Source organism: Streptomyces sp. GDS52 (assembly GCF_052246875.1).
Lineage (GTDB): Bacteria > Actinomycetota > Actinomycetes > Streptomycetales > Streptomycetaceae > Streptomyces > Streptomyces cathayae.
Genome location: NZ_CM125966.1, coordinates 565,857 through 581,985, shown reverse-complemented (window position 1 = coordinate 581,985; position 16,129 = coordinate 565,857). Strand labels below are relative to the sequence as shown.

Annotated in this window: 14 protein-coding genes and 4 pseudogenes; 8 read left to right on the top strand and 10 right to left on the bottom strand. The window is 70.3% G+C overall.

What is annotated here, in order from left to right; translation table 11 throughout:
* Positions 1-547: 547 nt before the first annotated feature.
* On the top strand, positions 548-1,111 hold the full coding sequence (locus ACTWJ9_RS02790) for a hypothetical protein (protein WP_384209535.1): 564 nt from the start codon (positions 548-550) through the stop codon (positions 1,109-1,111).
* A gap of 413 nt (positions 1,112-1,524) precedes the next feature.
* Here the strand turns inward: ACTWJ9_RS02790 and ACTWJ9_RS02785 are convergent.
* A pseudogene (locus ACTWJ9_RS02785) lies at positions 1,525-2,045 on the bottom strand (AAA family ATPase).
* A gap of 253 nt (positions 2,046-2,298) precedes the next feature.
* On the opposite strand from ACTWJ9_RS02785, the gene ACTWJ9_RS02780 reads away from it, so the two are divergent.
* The 3 genes from ACTWJ9_RS02780 to ACTWJ9_RS02770 all read left to right on the top strand — a co-directional run bounded on the left by ACTWJ9_RS02780 (position 2,299) and on the right by ACTWJ9_RS02770 (position 3,789).
* Entirely contained in the window at positions 2,299-2,862 is a 564-nt protein-coding gene (locus ACTWJ9_RS02780; protein ID WP_387040240.1) for a hypothetical protein, read from the top strand.
* Positions 2,863-3,199: 337 nt separating this feature from the next.
* Positions 3,200-3,373 (top strand): hypothetical protein, encoded by a 174-nt coding sequence (locus ACTWJ9_RS02775; RefSeq protein WP_443295118.1) that lies wholly within the window; start codon positions 3,200-3,202, stop codon positions 3,371-3,373.
* The gene (locus ACTWJ9_RS02770; protein WP_443295117.1) at positions 3,370-3,789 is read left to right on the top strand and encodes a VOC family protein; all 420 of its coding nucleotides are present in this window, start codon (positions 3,370-3,372) and stop codon (positions 3,787-3,789) included. The genes ACTWJ9_RS02775 and ACTWJ9_RS02770 overlap by 4 nt, the downstream gene beginning before the upstream one ends.
* Before the next feature lie 201 nt (positions 3,790-3,990).
* On the opposite strand, the gene ACTWJ9_RS02765 is transcribed toward ACTWJ9_RS02770, so the two are convergent.
* Positions 3,991-4,464, bottom strand: coding sequence for an ATP-binding protein (locus tag ACTWJ9_RS02765; RefSeq protein WP_443295116.1), 474 nt, complete (start codon positions 4,462-4,464; stop codon positions 3,991-3,993).
* A gap of 396 nt (positions 4,465-4,860) precedes the next feature.
* Between ACTWJ9_RS02765 and ACTWJ9_RS02760 the strand changes: the two are divergent.
* Positions 4,861-5,001 (top strand): annotated as a pseudogene (locus tag ACTWJ9_RS02760) (cytidine deaminase); the annotation flags it as partial.
* A 5-nt stretch (positions 5,002-5,006) separates the two neighbouring features.
* Here ACTWJ9_RS02760 and ACTWJ9_RS02755 read toward each other — a convergent pair.
* The 5 genes from ACTWJ9_RS02755 to ACTWJ9_RS02735 all read right to left on the bottom strand — a co-directional run bounded on the left by ACTWJ9_RS02755 (position 5,007) and on the right by ACTWJ9_RS02735 (position 9,873).
* Positions 5,007-6,257 carry a metal-dependent hydrolase family protein gene (locus ACTWJ9_RS02755; protein ID WP_387035207.1) on the bottom strand — a complete coding sequence of 417 codons (1,251 nt, stop codon included), beginning with the start codon at positions 6,255-6,257 and terminating at the stop codon, positions 5,007-5,009.
* 159 nt (positions 6,258-6,416) lie between these two features.
* Entirely contained in the window at positions 6,417-7,229 is an 813-nt protein-coding gene (locus ACTWJ9_RS02750) for a class I SAM-dependent methyltransferase (protein ID WP_387035209.1), read from the bottom strand.
* A gap of 293 nt (positions 7,230-7,522) precedes the next feature.
* Positions 7,523-7,687, bottom strand: a complete 165-nt coding sequence (locus tag ACTWJ9_RS02745; RefSeq protein ID WP_387035211.1) for a hypothetical protein — start codon at positions 7,685-7,687, stop codon at positions 7,523-7,525.
* Positions 7,688-7,752: 65 nt separating this feature from the next.
* A complete protein-coding gene (locus ACTWJ9_RS02740; protein WP_387035213.1) occupies positions 7,753-7,923 on the bottom strand; it encodes a hypothetical protein in 171 nt (56 codons plus the stop codon).
* Positions 7,924-8,322: 399 nt separating this feature from the next.
* Positions 8,323-9,873 (bottom strand): esterase, encoded by a 1,551-nt coding sequence (locus ACTWJ9_RS02735; RefSeq protein ID WP_387035215.1) that lies wholly within the window; start codon positions 9,871-9,873, stop codon positions 8,323-8,325.
* A gap of 187 nt (positions 9,874-10,060) precedes the next feature.
* Here ACTWJ9_RS02735 and ACTWJ9_RS02730 point away from each other — a divergent pair, with 187 nt between their 5' ends.
* On the top strand, positions 10,061-10,396 hold the full coding sequence (locus tag ACTWJ9_RS02730) for a DUF397 domain-containing protein (protein ID WP_443295115.1): 336 nt from the start codon (positions 10,061-10,063) through the stop codon (positions 10,394-10,396).
* Positions 10,397-11,523: 1,127 nt separating this feature from the next.
* On the opposite strand, the pseudogene ACTWJ9_RS02725 reads toward ACTWJ9_RS02730, so the two are convergent.
* Together ACTWJ9_RS02725 and ACTWJ9_RS02720 are read right to left on the bottom strand one after the other, a co-directional pair.
* Positions 11,524-12,085: pseudogene (locus ACTWJ9_RS02725) on the bottom strand (hypothetical protein); the annotation flags it as partial.
* A 210-nt stretch (positions 12,086-12,295) separates the two neighbouring features.
* A pseudogene (locus ACTWJ9_RS02720) lies at positions 12,296-12,460 on the bottom strand (TetR family transcriptional regulator); the annotation flags it as partial.
* A gap of 93 nt (positions 12,461-12,553) precedes the next feature.
* On the opposite strand from ACTWJ9_RS02720, the gene ACTWJ9_RS02715 reads away from it, so the two are divergent.
* Positions 12,554-13,432, top strand: a complete 879-nt coding sequence (locus ACTWJ9_RS02715) for a class I SAM-dependent methyltransferase (protein ID WP_387035219.1) — start codon at positions 12,554-12,556, stop codon at positions 13,430-13,432.
* 130 nt (positions 13,433-13,562) lie between these two features.
* Positions 13,563-14,405, top strand: a complete 843-nt coding sequence (locus tag ACTWJ9_RS02710) for an IS5 family transposase (RefSeq protein WP_387035221.1) — start codon at positions 13,563-13,565, stop codon at positions 14,403-14,405.
* Between the two features lie 62 nt (positions 14,406-14,467).
* Here ACTWJ9_RS02710 and ACTWJ9_RS02705 read toward each other — a convergent pair whose 3' ends face one another.
* Positions 14,468-16,087, bottom strand: coding sequence for an IS1182 family transposase (locus tag ACTWJ9_RS02705; protein WP_387035303.1), 1,620 nt, complete (start codon positions 16,085-16,087; stop codon positions 14,468-14,470).
* Positions 16,088-16,129: the final 42 nt, after the last annotated feature.

The following is a 16,129-nucleotide window of genomic DNA, read 5'->3' as shown; positions in this document are numbered from 1 at the left end:
CGACAACCGGGCATCGGCACCGTGACGATCAGCCCCCAACATAACGGCCACCTCGGACAACGACACCCACCTGGTCGAATCCCGGACCTCCGCAAAAGGGGTCAACAGGGCAAATGCGGCAGTTGGTTACGGTGGTCACATCCACGCGCTCACGTTCCGACCGCGCCCCGTCCGGCAGCGCGTGGGCCGGCGGTCACTGAACCGGCGCGGCGACCCTCTCACCTCGGTGAGGAGAACCGCGCGCTACGGGGCCGGCGGGATCGGCCGCTCAGCCGCTCGGCTCGGCCCCTGGGGCGTGCACCGTGCGTGCTCCCCGCGCCCGTAACCGACTCGGCCGGTTCGTCCAGTGGCCGCAGTTCGTCCAAGCGGCCGGTGGACCCGAACGACCCGCTGTCCGGGCACAAGGAGGGCGGGATGAACGCCAAGGTGTACGACGTGAACGGTATCGACACACGCCTCAGGTACGACAGCAGCCGGACCCTGCCGTTCACCGTCATGACGTCGATGCTCTACAAGCCCTAGCCCCGCAGAGAAAGGCCCACACCACATGTCCGCCGACCAGACGTCCTGGGACGCTGCGGTACGCCACCTGTACAGGGACGCGACCGCGTACATCGCCACCGGCCCGCGCCGCCACGAGGACTGGACGCTCGACGTCCTCGCGCTGATGGCCCGGGCCGTGTCGGACCCCCGGGGTTGGGCTCGCGTCGACGACGCGGAGAAGGACCCCGAGCGCGTGGGGAACCCCACGTGGCCCTTCGCCGCCCACCCCCCGGAGTACGTCGCGCCGCGACTCAAGGAGATCGACCGGGACAGTGCCGAGAGCCTGCTCCTGGCCCTCACCGAGGGCGGCTGCACCCTGTCCAACCTCCAGTACTTCACCGAGTCCCCGGACGAACTGCGGGCGATGGCACGCACGATTCTCGCGCGGTACGGGGATGAGGCCACATATCACACCAACGTCAGCAAGCGCGGCAGCGCACCCGGCACACTCGACTTCACGTTGGAGAGCATGGGGTACAGCCTGATGAGTGTCTTCACGGAGGATTGCGGCCTCGTCGTCGTCTCGAACACCGAGGTCGGCCTGTTCTGGAACTTCAACGACCTGTGACCCGGCTGCTGATTCCGTACGAGCACAGCTCTTGGCCAGGTCGCGGCCGGTCGACGCTCCCGGAAACCGTCGTCCCCGCAGACGACGAAGTCCGCGTAGGAGCGGTTGCTGCCGAGCGGGGAGGGGATCAGCCGGTGCTTGAGCGCCTCGCGGGCGATCGCGGGGCCGTCGCTCTCCTGGAAGACCGGCGAGTCGAGCGCCCATGACAGCGGCGAGCTTCGGGCCGGACTTCCTGCGCAGCCGCACCGGATCGTTGATACGGACCAGCTTGGCCGTCGCGCCCGGCTCGGGTCGGTGCGCGCGTATCAGCGCGGCCAGGATCTCGCAGTCGTTCCGGTCCTCGCCGGCCGGTACGACGACGCCCCGTTCCTGTGCCCGGGACGCCCGCCCGCCGTCCTGCCGCCCCTTCAGGGTCACAGCTCACCTCCGGTGAGGTCGCCGCCCAGCACTCCGGAGAACCACAGTTCCCCGAGCGGCTGTTCACCGGACGCCTCGACGATGTCCTTCACCTCGCCGACCGTGAGGGCCGGGATGATCGACGCGCCGTCCTCGTCGCGGTCGCAGACGACGAACTCCTCCGGATACAGGCGGTTGACGAGCGCGGGGGAGTGGGTGGCCACGATGAACTGCGTCCGCTCGGCGGCCTCGCGCAGCCGCTGCACGACGAGTTCCAGGTCGCCTTGAGCTGGACGCGCATGGTGGTCGGCGGCTTGGCCCCGCCCCAGAAGGCCACCTCGTCGAGCCCGCCGCGCGCGTCGAGTGCCGGTTGGAGGTCGGTGCGGATGATGTCGGCGAGGAAGTCGAACACCTTCAGCACGTTGGACTTGCCCGCGCCGTTCGGGCCCACCAACACCGTGAGCGGACCGAGCGGCACGGTCACGTCGCGCAGACTGCGGAAGTTCTCGACGCGCAGTTCGAGGAGACGGCCAGGCATGGGCCGAAACCTATCGGGTCGGTGATCGCGGTGCGGGGCAGTGCGGCGGATGCGTTGACCGCGCTGCCGTGTTCTCCCTTCTGTCCGTGAGAGGCCCGGACGGTGGCGGCGCAAGGGTTGCATTCGGAGCGGATCAGGGAAAACTGACAGCATGTCACGGCGACGGAGGAGCCCGGCCACAGGCGGAAACCGCCCCCGTCTCCGTCGGCCCCGACCACCGGCGAGAGACGCTGACGGGACTGTCGCCCGCTGGGTGAAGGTGGCCACCGCCACGTTCACCTTTCTGGCGCTCGTCGTCGGTGTGGTGGGGCAGTTCCTGGGGGTCTGGAAAGATCTCCGAGAGCAGTTCGGCGGCTCGGAGTCACCGCGGCCGACCGTTTCGGGCTCGCCGCCCGGTGTGCCGAGCCCTTCGGCTGCTTCTTCCTCCCCCTGCGGCACGTCGGGCGATGACGTCGTTCTCGCACTGGACGGGAAGCCGAGCCGTACGGCGGCACGCGTGGTCGCCACGGTGTCCTGTGTCCCCGCACCCGGTGACCACCTGGCCTGGGTGGTGCGGAAGGTCACCGGTACGGCTGCCGACTCGCGCGTGCACTACACGCTGCGAAGCGCCCTGAACCAGGGGCCGGGCGACTACGCCTATGACGCTGTTCTCCGTACGACGACACCAGGGTCCGAGCGCACCGTTTCCGTACTGCTGATGAACAGCGACACCTACCGATCGGTGAAGGCGACGACAGACCCCGAGACGGGCTATGTCCAGCTGCCGCATCCGCCTCCCGTCGTGTCGAACTCCGTGCTGATCACGACGCCGGAATGAAGCCGGCAGCAACTTGCCACCAGACCGTGGGTCCGCAGCGGCGGGTGCCGCTGGAGCGGATCACCCTTGCCGACCGGACTCAGCCTGCCCTCGACCTGGCACCCGGCCAGCTCCTGATGTGAGACCTGATCGCCCAGCAGTACGATCAGATGACCGGATACGCCACCGCCCTGCATCTGGGCACTATGGAGGCCGAACAGGTCCTTCGCCGCCGAGTGATGCTCGAGATCTGTGGATCGGGCTCGGGTCGGCGCGCGAAGGGCGTACCTTCCCGAGTGATCGATTGAAGGTCACCGAGCAGGCCGGTGTGCGTAGCACCGACCGGGAAGGCACACCCGTGCTCAGCGCAGTCACCGCCGACGGCACCACCGCCGACGGCACCACCGCCGACGGCACCACCGCCGACGGCACCACCGCCGACGGCTCCTTCCTGATCGACGAGATCGCCCGGAAAGGCGCCCGCTTCGAACGAGATCACCTCGTCGAACGCCCTGAGGCGGTGGCCGCGTGAGCCGGCCGGCCGGCGGCACGCTGCATCACGTCGAACTCTGGGTGCCGGACCTCGACCGCGCGCTCACCTCTCTCGGCTGGCTGCTGGAGGCACTGGGCTACACCCTCACCCAGAGCTGGGACAACGGCCGCAGCTGGCACCTCGGGCCGACCTACCTGGTCCTTGAGCAGTCCCGGGCCCTCACCGCCGACCGGCACGACCGATGCCGGCCAGGGCTGAACCACCTGGCCTTTCACGTCGAGGACGACGTCACGGTCGAACGGCTGACCGCCGACGCGGCGAACCACGGCTGGCACCTGCTGTTCCCGGACCGGCATCCACACGCCGGCGGCGAACGGCACTACGCCGCCTACCTGGAGAACGACGACGGCTTCGAGGTCGAACTCGTCGCGATCACGTCACCACAGCGAAAGTGAGAGAAACCGATCCACAGGTCTTGACGATTGCTCCCACCCGCTTTCGAGCCGTCCCAGCAGAACTGACAAGGCCCAGCTCAGAGACACCTCATCCTTCAGCTCTTTTTGGGAACGGACAGCTGCGTTCCTGCCGTTACCACGAACACGAATTCCGCTGGCAGTCCTCGGGACCGCCGACCTCGGGCCGCGCGCTCGGTGGGGTCATTTCGCTGGAGGGCGGATCACGCTCACGGATGCCCACACCGTCTTGCCGGGCCCGGAGCGACGGTCGGTGACGCCCCAGTCGTCGGCCAGGGCGGCGACGAGGAGGAGCCCGCGGCCGGACTCGGCGTCGGGGTCCGCGGGAGGGGTGACGGCGGGCCGGCGTTCCGCGCGGGTGTCGGAGACCTCCGCGCGGAACGCCGGCCCGCCGTCCGCCTCGGTGGTCAGCCGGACGTGGAAGTCCCGGCCGGGGACCCGCCCGTGCTGCACGGCGTTGGCACACAACTCGGCTGTGAGCAGGGTCAGCGTCTCGTTGACGTCGCTGGCGTAGGGGTGGCCCCAGGAGTCCAGGCAGTGCGAGACGAAGAGCCGGGCCAGACGGGCGCCTCGCGGGGTGGAGGTGAAGGCCATGGCGAACTCGGTGGGGGCCGCGGGGCCGGAGGACCGGTGCCGCTGGGAGGAAGGGCTGTGCATGCCGCCAGCGTGGCGGCTGCGACGGGCGCGCCACCAGCAGCGACGCCTGTACGGGAATGCGTTGTACGTCTGAGGCGACACGGGGAAGTGGGGGCGGGGAGGAAAGCGGTCAACGAGCAGGAGAAGCAGGGCTCTTGCCCCGAATGCTGACGTCCTGACACTCGTGGGTGGGCGTCTCCGTGGCAGCCGGCGGCACTTTCACGTTCCGCGACAGCCCGCCCCTGCCGGGCTGATACCACTACGCCGTCAGCTACGCAGGAGATACCGACCACGTTGCGGGAACCGCCGGCGTTATCGTGGACTTCGTGAGTTGACCACGGCGACCCTGCCATCGGGCCCGGCGCGCCGACGCCGGGCCCCACTGGTCCCCGGCCGCACATCGCGGTGAGGGAGCAGGTGACCGCGGTGAACGCCTACCACTTCACCGGCGGACCCTGCGCCGAGTCGGTCCTCATCGGCGCGGCAGTCACCCAGGGCGCCTACGAGCTGGACACCGTCGTCGCCGTGGGCGACCGCGACCGAGGGACTGTTCCCCCGGCGCCTCATGCCGGGACGGCCCCGCGGTGGAGAGTGCCGTCGTGCATGACGAAGTCGACGCCGGTGGTGGCGTCGATGTCGTCGAAGGGGTCGCCGGGCAGGGCGATCAGGTCTGCGGTGGCGCCGGACCGGATGCGGCCCAGGTCGGGCCGTCGCAGCAGGTCGGCGGCGGTGCTGGTGGCGGCGCGCAGCGCCCGTAGCGGGGTGATGCCACTCTCCACCATGGCGGGGAACTCGTTCCCGTTCCGGTGGTGGGGGAACATGCCGGCGTCGGTGCCGAAGGCGATGCGCACGTCGCTGGCGGCGACGTTGCGGGCGCTGTCACGGAGTCGGCCGGCGTAGCGGTGGAACTTCTCCCGCTCGGCGGGGTCCTTGCCCTGCCAGTAGTCATCGTCGTCGAGGTGATCGAGCGCGTCGACGACCATGAACTGGGTGGGGACGAGGAACACCCCTCGCTGTTGCATGAGGGACAGTGTCTCGGCCGAGGCGAGGTTGCCGTGCTCGACGGACCGCACCCCGGCCCGTACGGCGCGGGCGACGCCCTCGTCGCCGTAGGCGTGCGGGGTGCACGGCACGCCCAGGTCGGTGGCGGTGGCCACCAGCGAGTCCATCTCGGCCTGGGAGTAGGTGGCCTGCCCGGGATCGTCGGTGGGGGTGCCGAACCCGCCGGTGGCACCGAACTTGATCCAGTCCGCGCCGGCGCGGATCTCCTCGCGCACGGCTCGGGCGACGGCGGCGGGCCCGTCGGCGAGTACGCCGATCTCGCGGCCGTGCTCGGGGGCGAGCAGCGTGGAGAGGTCCCCGTGTGCGCCGCGGGCCGAGATCAGGTGCGGGGCCACGAGCATGCGCGGCCCGGTGATCAGGCCCTGGGCGAGGGCATCGCGCAGGTGGAGCGTGATCGGTTGGTCGGCGAAGGTGGCCAGGTCGCGCACCGTGGTGAACCCGCGGGCGAGCAGATCGCGCAGCACCGGCAGGGCTCGTAGGGCGATGACCGTGGCCGGGTCGGCGGCGAACGCGGTGAGCAGGGCGGAAGGGTCCATCGTGGTGTGGACGTGGCAGTCGATGAAGCCGGGCAGCAGCATGCGCTCACCGAGGTCGACCACCTGCCCCGCGCCTCGCTCCACATGGTCGCCGACCTCGGTGACACGCCCGTCGCGGACCGCGATCTCGGTGTGGCCGGACGGTGTCTCGGCCAGCCCGTCCCAGCTCCGCTCGGCTACCAGGACGACGGTCTCGCGCGAGGCGGTCGCGGTCATGGCCCCTCCGTGGCATGCGCGCCGATGCGTCCCCCGATCACCTTCCGATTGTCACACTTTGCTGGTACCTGTGCAGGAAACGCGATTCTGTGGTGATACCGGCCATCCGCACGCTCGACATCCACTTCGGCCTCGACGCCCCCGAACCGCCCGCGACCTTCAGGGCCTGGTGGCGATGACCGCCTCGGTGTGGATCACCTCGTCGAACCGGCCGGACGGGGCGAAGGCGAGCAGCGCCGCGCGCAGGTCCTGCTCGAAGGCGTCCTTCTTCGCGCCGAGCCGGGCGGGGCTCGAGTAGGAGAGGCTGAAGACCCAGCCGAGGACCTCGTCCACGGTGCGGGTCAGGATGTGCTCCCAGCGCGCGGTGTCGACCCGGGAGAACGGGCTGCGGGCGAGGACGTCCCGGTGGGGTTCCTCAGGGTGGGAGCAGGCGCCGGAGCCGGCGCGGCGCCCGGGGCCGAGGTGGCGGGCGCGGACCTCGTCGACGACCTGCCGCCAGGGGGCGGGCTCGAAGTCGCCGGGGGCGCCGCGGGAGGCGAGGACGATCGCTCCGCCCGGCTCGATGATCCGGTCGAGGTCCCGGGCGACCCGGTCGCGGTCCATCCAGTGGTACGCCGCGCCCATGACGGTGAGCAGCACGGGCCCGAGGTCCATCGCCGGGAGCAGGGTGGAGTCGCCCTCGCGCCAGGTGATGTTGGTGATGCCGTGCTCGGCGGCCAGGCGGCGGCCCTCGTCGAGCATGCCCTTCTGGGGGTCGACGGCGATGACCTCGCCGACGAGGGGGGCGAGGTCGAGGGCGAGGGTGCCGGGGCCGGCGCCGAGGTCGAGGACGCGCCGGCTGCCGGTCAGGTGGAAGCGGTCGGCGAGCAGGGTGTAGAACTCGGGCGCGTAGCGGGGACGGAAGGCGGCGTAGTACGGCACGGTGGACGCGAACGGCTCTCCGGGCGGGGACGAGAGGGTGGAGGAGGCCACGGATCCAGTATCTTGCGGTGGCGCGGTCGGGGTTGGGTGATCGGTCGACGAGCCGGGGCGCCGGTCAGGTGCTGCCACCAGTCGGTCGGTGAGGGGGCGGGCACCGGAGCCCTCGCGGGTGGCGAAGCCGTCGGGGTGGCGGTCGCGGGCGCCGGGGAGCTGCCGCTCGACGGCGTCGAGGTCCGGCCGGTCGAGGAGAGCGAGGTCGGGGTCGGGGTCGTCGACCGCGTTGAGCCACCGGTAGCCGTACCGCAGACGCTGTCCCCCCGCTCCTTCAGGGATGACAATGCCACTCAGCGGCCGTCGGGCCCCGGGCCCCCGCTCTGCAGCCGGTCCTTGCCTGCCGGAAAGAGCGGAGTCCAGGGCAGTGCCGTGCGCCAGCTGTCGCCGCCGCGCATCCAGTCCCCGATGACCTTGGCCACCGGCTCGGGCCCGACGATGTCCCCCTGCCACGGCACGTGCGCCTCGAAGTGCAGGTGGTCACCGCCCTCGCGGTACTCGACCTGGTAGCTGAAGTCATCGTTCAGGTGGCCTGCATGAAGTGCTGGTCCACCGGTTCCCTGTCGGTCCGCTCGACGATCACGAACGGGTGCGACAGATTCATGTCGGCGAGCAGGTCGTGGACGGCCACCTCCGACGGGTCGTCGATGGACTTCCCGCCGGCCTCGGTGGCCCGGATCAGCGGCTTCGTCATGCAGGCGACTGTAACGGCGCGGCCCGACAGTCGGGCCGCCCGGTCGGCCAGGTCCAGTGCCAGGGCCTCCATGGCTACGCCTGCCGGTTCGCGATGGGCGATCGGGCGCGTATCCCCGGCTCCGGCCGGGCAGGCATACGCAGCCTTGACCCGAGGGACGCGACGCCGTACTCGGCTTGTGGCTTCGCGGGCGGGCCCCGGGCCCACTCCGAAACGGCAGGTGACGCCACCAGGTTTCGGGCAGAGCGAGGCTGGGCGACGGTTCGTCCGGCCCGCCGGCGGGAAACGGGACGCCGTGAGCAGCCGGACGATCACCGGCACCCGGTTTCCGCCGGCGGACGCCGGCCGTGTCATCGCCCGCCGACAACGCACCGAGCCGGTACTGTCCCGGCACACTCCCTAGTCGTCGATCGCCGCCCCGTACAGCGCGTCCGTCGGCAGGCCGCCGAACGCGCGCGGGCCGTAGTTCCAGGAGCCGGAGGTGGTCAGGCCCGAGCGGCCCGCGGAGAACACCCAGACGTAGCCGTCGTTCGTGTTCTCACCGGGTGCCGAGGCGAGCAGGCCGAAGCGGCCGTCGTTGTTCGGGTCGGTGAAGGAGACCTGGCCGCCGAACTTGTCGCCCTTCTCGACGGCGCCCGGGACGTTCTTGGTGCCCTGGTTCACGGACAGTGCGCCGGTGGACGTCATGCCCTTGGCCGAGCCGCGCAGGACCGTGACGGCGCCCGCGTCGGCGACGGCGCCGATGTCCTCGCCCGCGACACCGATCGCCACGTCCGCGTATCCGTCGCCGTTGCTGTCGCCGACGGAGAGGTCGGTGCCGAAGCCGTCGCCCCGCTCGTTCGTACCCGGCACGCCTGCCGAGTTCTGGGTCCACCACACGGGAGGGGTGCCCGGCCCCTCCCGGCCGGCCGCCCCGTCCGCACTGCCGTAGTAGACGCCGACCACGCCGCCGGTCATGTTCTCGCCGCCGTCGTCCGGGCTGTGCGGCTCGCCGGTGACCAGGTCGTCGTAGCCGTCGCGGTTGATGTCGCCGGACGCGACGACCGGGCCGCCGCGCACCGCGGTGATCGGCAGCGGCTCGTCGTTCGACGCGGTGCCGGGCAGGATGTACGACCAGCCGTGGCCCGGCTCGGCGCCCACGCTGGTGCCGGAGACGACCAGGTCGGCGAAGCCGTTGTTGTCGTAGTCGCCCGTGGTCATCGACTTGGGCCGGATGCCCGGCGCGTTGGCGGCGGAGGCCTTGCTGAGCGTCTTGCGCGGAGGCGAGGTGAGCGTGGTGCGCGACTTCTGCACCGGCCGCCGCGCCTGCGCGTCCGCGCTCTTGGCGGTGGGCTGGGGGGAGGGCTCGAAGGTATAGACCGTCAGCCCGACCGAGTCCATGACGGCGAGGGAGTCGCCGGGAGTGGTGTCGTCGAAGCGGGCCGCGGCGAGCGAGGCGCCGAACCTGCCGCCCGTGGTGAGGTCGTCGGACTGCAGCCAGTTGCCGGCCGATCCGGTGAGGCCTTTCGGCGTGCCCCACAGGACGACCGCGGCGCCCGCGTCGGCGACGGCGCCGATGTCCTCGCCGGGGATACCGATGATCGCGTCGTCGTAGCCGTCGCCGTCCAGGTCGCCGGTGGCCAGCGACTTGCCGAAGTTGTCACCGGTCTCGGCGGTGCCGGGGACGCCCGTGGAGTTCTGGCTGAAGGCCCTGCCCCTGGTCGTGCCGATGCCCTTGGGTCCGCCGTACTGCACGGTCACCATGCCGGCGCCCTTGCGCCCGCCGACCGTCGCCCCGGGGGCGCCGACGAGCACGTCGTCGTATCCGTCGCCGTTGAAGTCGGTGTTGCGGTCGTCGGCGTGTGTTCCGCCGGGTGTTCCGGCGTAGGCGCTCGGAGCGGTCGCGATGACCGCGCCCGTCACGAGGAGAAACGATGCCGCCGCGACGGCGGCCGAGCGGTGCTTGCGCATGAGCGGCTCCTTGGCGCAGGTATGACCGGCTGGCTCAGGGGTGTGAGGGGTGTCCGGATAGGTCCGGTTCCTGTACCCAGTGCCTTGTTTGACGCCGCATGGGGAGGAAGGGTTGTACCGGAGGCATGTCTGTTTTGCTGAAGAAGATCACCTCTTCGGCTAAAAAGATTGTTTCGAGCGTTGAGGTATGCAACGGCAGCCGGCTCCTCAGCGAGCGGAGGTCGGTACGCGAGTGCGGGGAGCGGTACGGCATCCTGCGTGCTCAGTCCCTGACACCATGCGACTCCCTGGGACCCCTCGAGAAGGTGCCGGGAGAACCACGAACGCGGAAGAAACGGCGTACGGTGAGACCAATCTGCCTTGGCGTGCGAGCAGTTACAGCATGGGGTCGGGCGGGGAGTGCGTTGAGGCCGCGCTGACGGCCGGCGGCGTACATGTGCGTGATCCGAAGCGCGTGGCGCAGGGCGGGCCCGTGCTGAAGGTCGGCTCGGCGGCGTGGTCGGCTTTGTTCGAAGCGATGTGAGCCTGATGCAGTCGTGAGCCGTCCGTCTGATGGCCGGTCGAGCTGGTGGGCTCCGACGGACAAGCTCTCCCTCGCCTACGAGAGCGCACTCCACCTCGCAGCCGCCTTGCTCTGGACGCGATCACGGAAAGCTGAGGTCGCCCACGTGCCAGGGAATGTCTGACTCAGGGCCTGGACGTGGCGTCGACTGCCTGCGCCCGGCAGTCCGAGCACCTTCCGGACCTCTTCGCGACGAACAGATGCCGGTAGACCGTCACCTGACGCCGAGGGATGCCGCAGAGCGTCGCCTTGTCCGCCAAGGCGTGCTCCAGAGCAGGGGCACCTGTCTCCCGGCATGCCGTGAAGCACGTCGGGTCCAGTCCGAACGTGAACCTGAGGGATCGGAGGTGGTGACCAAGATGTGGCATGGCCGCTACCCTCGCACGTGGCCCGATCAGCGTGAAGTCAAAGGGGCAGGCCCTGGAGGGTGTTGCGAACCGGCGATGTGCTGCTGGAGCGCCGCGAACTCGCTCGCCCCCTTCACGAGTCGGCAGGCGCCGGTGTCCGGGTCGACGAGGATGGGCCAGTTACCGCCGACGCGGATCTGACGCCCGTCCTCGTCCCTCGCGGTGGGGCGCCAGGTGAAGCCGAACCTGCGCGAAGACCCTGGTCTGCGCCGGGTGCTGGAACAGTTCGGGCTCCTCGATCGCCAGGCACAGGGAACGCGTGCCGCTCTCGGGACGGCGGCACTCCGAGAGGTACCGGAGCGTGGCGATGATCAGCGCGCGCTGGAGTCGAAGGAAACGTCGAGGCTGCGAAGGCAGCAGAAGTTCTCGATGCGGACGCGCTTGATCTTCACGGACTTTCCTGACGTGTGGGGACGGAATGCCCGGCTCTGGGGCGTGAGGACCGCATCCGAGGCCGTGGCTCCGGCGGCGGGGCGCTGGGCGGGGCGGCGCGTTGGTGCTCAGGTGCCCATCGGGCATTGGGGTGCTGGTGCTCCCGGTGGCACCCCAGTCACCACTGGAAGCGTGAGCACCTAGCCACGACAGTGAAAGCGTTGTCAATTGGAAACGCTTGAAGGTGAAGCGTGTTCGAATGCCGGTGAGGGTGCGATGGCTTAGAGCTCGCGCGGATAAGGGGTGGGGTCATGGTCGGCGGTTCGGGCGTTCGCCCCAGCGGTGGGTTGTCCAGGCCCGCCGGATCGGACTACGCACGGTGATGATCATGTCGGCGAGGTCGAGGAAGGCGTTGATGACGGTGGCGCGCCGCTCGTAGCAGCGGGCGAGCCGGAGGAAGGCGTTCTGTCAGGCGTGCGTGCGTTCGACGTGCCACCGCCGGCTGGCCTGGATCGGTGCCTTCTCACCTTTGTGCGCGATGCGGCCGCGGAGACCGCGTTCGCCGAGCAGGGCGCGGGTGGTGTCCGAGTCGTAACCGGCGTCCAGATGCACGGTGATGCCGTCGAGCAACGTTGGATCAGGCAGATGCCCCCAGCCCGTTCGCTGTTGGCACCAAGGCGGCCACCAGGCGGCGGACGAGCCGGGCGTTTTCTCCTGGCTGGGGACTGCCGTGCATCAGCAGGTGGTGGACGGTTCCCGCCAGGGCGAGCGCGAGCATCGCGCCGTCGGCGTCGGTGGGGATGCGTCCGAGGCGCTGCTCGCCCTCCACGTAGCGGGCCATGGCTTCCTCGACGGCTCCGGGGCCGGGGGCACCGGCGGCCCATGCCCGGCGTACCCGCTCAGTCACCGCCTGTCGGGAGATTGCCGCTGCCGCGATCGCCGGACCGCTCGTGCCCAGCAGCGTGAGGGCCGCGCTGATCAGGTTTTCCCGCACGTCGCCCTCCCCCGCACGCTCCGGCAAGGGCCGGACCTCGGTGGCGATCCGCTCGAAGCGGTCCAGGACGAGCTGCGCCACGAAGTCGTCCAGGTTGGCGAAGTGGTTGTACAGCAGCCCCTTGGCGCAGCCCGCCTCCTCCGTGACGGCCCGGTTGGTCAGCCCGGCCGCTCCCTCGCGGGCGAGCACCCGCTCGGCCGCGGTGAACAGCCGCTCACGGACGTCGGGGGTCGCCACACCACGCGGTGACATCGGGGCCTCCAGGTCGAGTTGCCGGTATGGGCGTCTGTCCATACCTTGGATATGGGCAGACGCCCATACTATCTCTCCGACGGGAACGATCCGATGCACGAGCTCGTCAACACCGCACAGTTCGAGGCCTGGAACGGCGACGAAGGCCGGCACTGGAGCGATCACCACGACCGCTGGAACGCGATCAACCAGGGCTTCAATCAACCGCTGCTCGAAGCCGCCGGGATCGGCCCCGCGGACCGGGTGCTCGACATCGGCTGCGGCGCGGGCCAGACCACCCGGCTCGCCGCCAGGACTGCCTCCCGCGGCGCCGCTCTCGGCCTCGACCTCTCCGGGCCGATGCTCACCAGGGCACGCGCCCAGGCCGCCGAGGAGGGCCTGGACCGGATCACCTTCGAGCAGGGCGATGCCCAGGTCCATCCTCTGCCCCCATCCGCGTTCGACGTCGCCATCAGCCGGTTCGGGGTCATGTTCTTCGACGACCCGGTCGCCGCGTTCAGCAACATCGGCCGGGCCCTTCGCCTCGGCGGCCGACTCGCCTTCGTCTGCATGGCCGACCCGACCCGCAGCGAGTGGGTGCCCGTGTTCGGCGCGGCACGCGCCCATCTGCCCCTGCCCGCCGAGGAGCCGGCCGCCCCCGACGGGCCAGGGATGTTCTCGCTCGCCGACCCCTCTGTCATCCACCGGATCCTGGACACGGCCGGCTTCGACAAGGTGCGCACCGAGCCCGTCGAGACCCTCAGTGACTTCGGACGCGACGCCCACGACGCAGCCGAGCACCTGCTCGGATCAGGCCCCGGCCGGCACCTGGTCCAGCTGCTCGACTCCGCGAGCAGCGTCGACAGCGCGGACCGAGCGAGCGGCGCCGACAGCGTGCGAGCCGCGTTCACCGTCGCCCTTGCCGCCCATGAGCAGCCCGCAGGCGTCCACCTCCGCACCTCCGCCTGGCTCGTCACGGCGACGCGACGCTGAGCCCCGCTGCCCGGCCCGCCACTGCTCCGCAGAGTCGCGCAATCGGATGCGGTGGGAGACCTTGGCGGCAGCACGGGCACAGGTCCCGGCGATCATGGAGTTGCGACGCTCTGTGATCACTGGGAGACCTGTGCCCGCGCTTCCCTCATGGCTGACCGAACCGCTCTGGGACCAATTCGCGGCCCTGCTGCCCGCGCGGCCGGCGTACCACCCGGACCATCCACTGGGCTGCCACCGCCGGCGCATCAGCGACCGGATCGTCTTCGACAAGCTCCTGCAATTGTTGCGCTTCGGCTGTCCTTACGAGGCGATCGCCGACACGACCTGCTCGGCCACCACGATCCGCAGCCGCCGCGACGAGTGGATACGACTGGGTGTTTTCGCCCGGCTCCAGCAGATCGCGCTCGACTCCTACGACCGGATCGTCGGTCTCGTCCTTGACCAGATCGCCGTGGACGGCTCCATCACCAAGGCGCCCGGAGGTGGCGAGGTGGCCGGGCGTTCCCCGGTCGACCGCGGCAAACAGGGCCTGAAACGCTCCGGCATGACGGACGGATACGGCATACCGCTGGGTCGTGTCCTGGCCGGCGCCAACCGCCACGACTCCCCGCTGCTGGCCCCGACCCTGGACCGGCTGGACGACCTGGGGCCGTTGCCCGACGATGTCGCGGTGCATCTGGACGCCGGTTACGACTCGGACACCACCCGTACTCTGCTCGGCGAACGCGGCCTGCGCGGCCGGATTGCTCACAAGGGCGAGAAGGCGCCCATCCAGGCCAGCCGGCGGTGGCACGTGGAGCGCACCCACGCCTGGCAGAACGCCTTCCACCGGCTCGCCCGCTGCTACGAGCGGCGCGCCACCGTCGTCGAGGCATTCTTCGACCTCGCCGACTCGATCATCACCGTGCGCAGTCCGATCCGGCGGGCCTGGACAACCCACCGCTGGGACGACCGCCCGAACTGCCGACCATGACCGCAGCCTGATCCGCGCCGCCTCTAAGCTTGACTCTGTCGGGGATCTTGGAGTCGTAGGGGTCAGCTGCCCAGGCTTCGCCACGACTTCGGCCGGGGGATCTCGCGCCGGTCGAGGTAGTTCTGGAAGGCGGTTGGCCGGCGGGGCATGGAGGCTTCCTCGGTGGGGGGAAGTCCGCTGAGGCGTTCGTTGTTGACGGCGATGGCCGTCAGAACATGCTGGACGTGTGCCTTTCCCTGTCCTCGGTAGCGGCAGCGGCGCATGCCGTGTCCGTGAGCGAACTCGTTGACCGTGCCCTCCACTCCGGAGCGGACCGCGTAACGGGCCTTCCACTGGGGCGTCTGCTGCTCGGTGCGGACGCGGAGCTGCAGGTCGCGGAGTTCGCGCGGGGGAAAACCCACGGTGCGGGCGCTGTCGACGGTAGACGTGCAGCGGGATCGGACGGGGCAGGGGCGGCACTGGCTCTTGGTGAACCGTGCCACGATCAGCGGGGCCGCAGTGGGCGAGGAGGTCGGGTAGGGGCCATGCCAGCCCTGGCTGACTTGTCCCTGGGGGCAGGTGACCTGCCGACGGTCGTAGTCGATGTGGAAGTCGTCCCGGGCGAAGCCCTCGTTCTGGCGGTGCTGACGGGTGGGGTTGCTCCGCAGCGGCCCGGAGACGGTGACCTGGTGTTCACGGGTGGCTTGTTCCAAGTGGGGCAGGGAGGTGTAGCCGGCATCGACCAGGTGCTCGGCGGGCAGCAGTCCGCGACGCGCCAGGCGTGTGTGGATGCCGGGCAGGACCTGACTGTCGTGGGTGGTTGCCGCGGTGGTGGCCACGTCCGTGATCACGTTGGGTCCGTCGGGAGCGCAGGTCTCGGTCAGATGGGCGGAGAATCCCTTCCAGCTGATGATGTGGCCGTGCCGTGCGTAGCGGGCCGAGGTGTCGTAGGGAGAGACGATCGCCCGGGACGAGGGCGGCAGCCCAGGGCCGCCTTCCTTCTCGGCGGTGCGCCAGCACAGGTGTCCTGCGGCGTCATAGTGGTAGTTCTGCACCATGATCTGGCGTAGGGCCTGGACACGGGGACCGGAGGTGCGTTTGGTTCCGTGCCGGTCGAGGTGTTCCAGGAGCCGGACGGCATCGTTTCCGGTGGCGAGGATCCTGGTCTTGGGCTTGGTGGGGTTCTTGCCCAGCCGGACCGGTCGGCCGTAGCGGAGCCCCCAGTCCTCATCGACCAGCTCGTCCAGCAGGTGCGGGGACGTGCCGGCGACTTCTTCGAGTGCGGCACGGACCGCTTCGGTGATCAGCTCCAGGCGGGTCAGGTCACGCACCGCGGCTAGGACATGGGTGGAGTCGGTGCGCTGCGTGGTGCGTTCGCGCACCAGGCCAGCCTCCTTGAAACGGGCCAGCGCGAGGTCGAGGAGCCGGTCGGCACGGCCGTCTTCGGCGAGCCGGTCGCGGAAGTCGGCCAGCACGCTGTGATGGAAACCGGGATCGTCCAGCTCCATGGCCAGGGCGTACTTGAAGTCGATGCGGCAGCGGACCGACTCGGCGGCCTGCCGGTCCGACAGGCCGAGCAGGAACTGCAGCACACAGACGGTGGCCAGCTGAGCGGGCGAGATACCGGGGCGTCCGTCGCGCGGGTACCAGCCCGCGAAGTCCTCGTCGGCCCATAGCCCGTCAAGCCGGTCTCTCACCCACATCGCCGTCGTACCGCCCGGATTGCTCGCCCGCGCGACCTGCGC

Bases quoted from the DNA above. Each gene is read 5' to 3' on its own strand.
- ACTWJ9_RS02735 (WP_387035215.1), bottom strand. From the start codon at position 9,873: ATGCGCAAGCACCGCTCGGCCGCCGTCGCGGCGGCATCGTTTCTCCTC.
- ACTWJ9_RS02715 (WP_387035219.1), top strand. From the start codon at position 12,554: ATGCACGAGCTCGTCAACACCGCACAGTTCGAGGCCTGGAACGGCGAC.
- ACTWJ9_RS02765 (WP_443295116.1), bottom strand. From the start codon at position 4,464: ATGCACAGCCCTTCCTCCCAGCGGCACCGGTCCTCCGGCCCCGCGGCC.
- ACTWJ9_RS02755 (WP_387035207.1), bottom strand. From the start codon at position 6,257: ATGACCGCGACCGCCTCGCGCGAGACCGTCGTCCTGGTAGCCGAGCGG.
- ACTWJ9_RS02705 (WP_387035303.1), bottom strand. From the start codon at position 16,087: ATGTGGGTGAGAGACCGGCTTGACGGGCTATGGGCCGACGAGGACTTC.
- ACTWJ9_RS02790 (WP_384209535.1), top strand. From the start codon at position 548: ATGTCCGCCGACCAGACGTCCTGGGACGCTGCGGTACGCCACCTGTAC.
- ACTWJ9_RS02730 (WP_443295115.1), top strand. From the start codon at position 10,061: ATGCAACGGCAGCCGGCTCCTCAGCGAGCGGAGGTCGGTACGCGAGTG.
- ACTWJ9_RS02740 (WP_387035213.1), bottom strand. From the start codon at position 7,923: ATGACGAAGCCGCTGATCCGGGCCACCGAGGCCGGCGGGAAGTCCATC.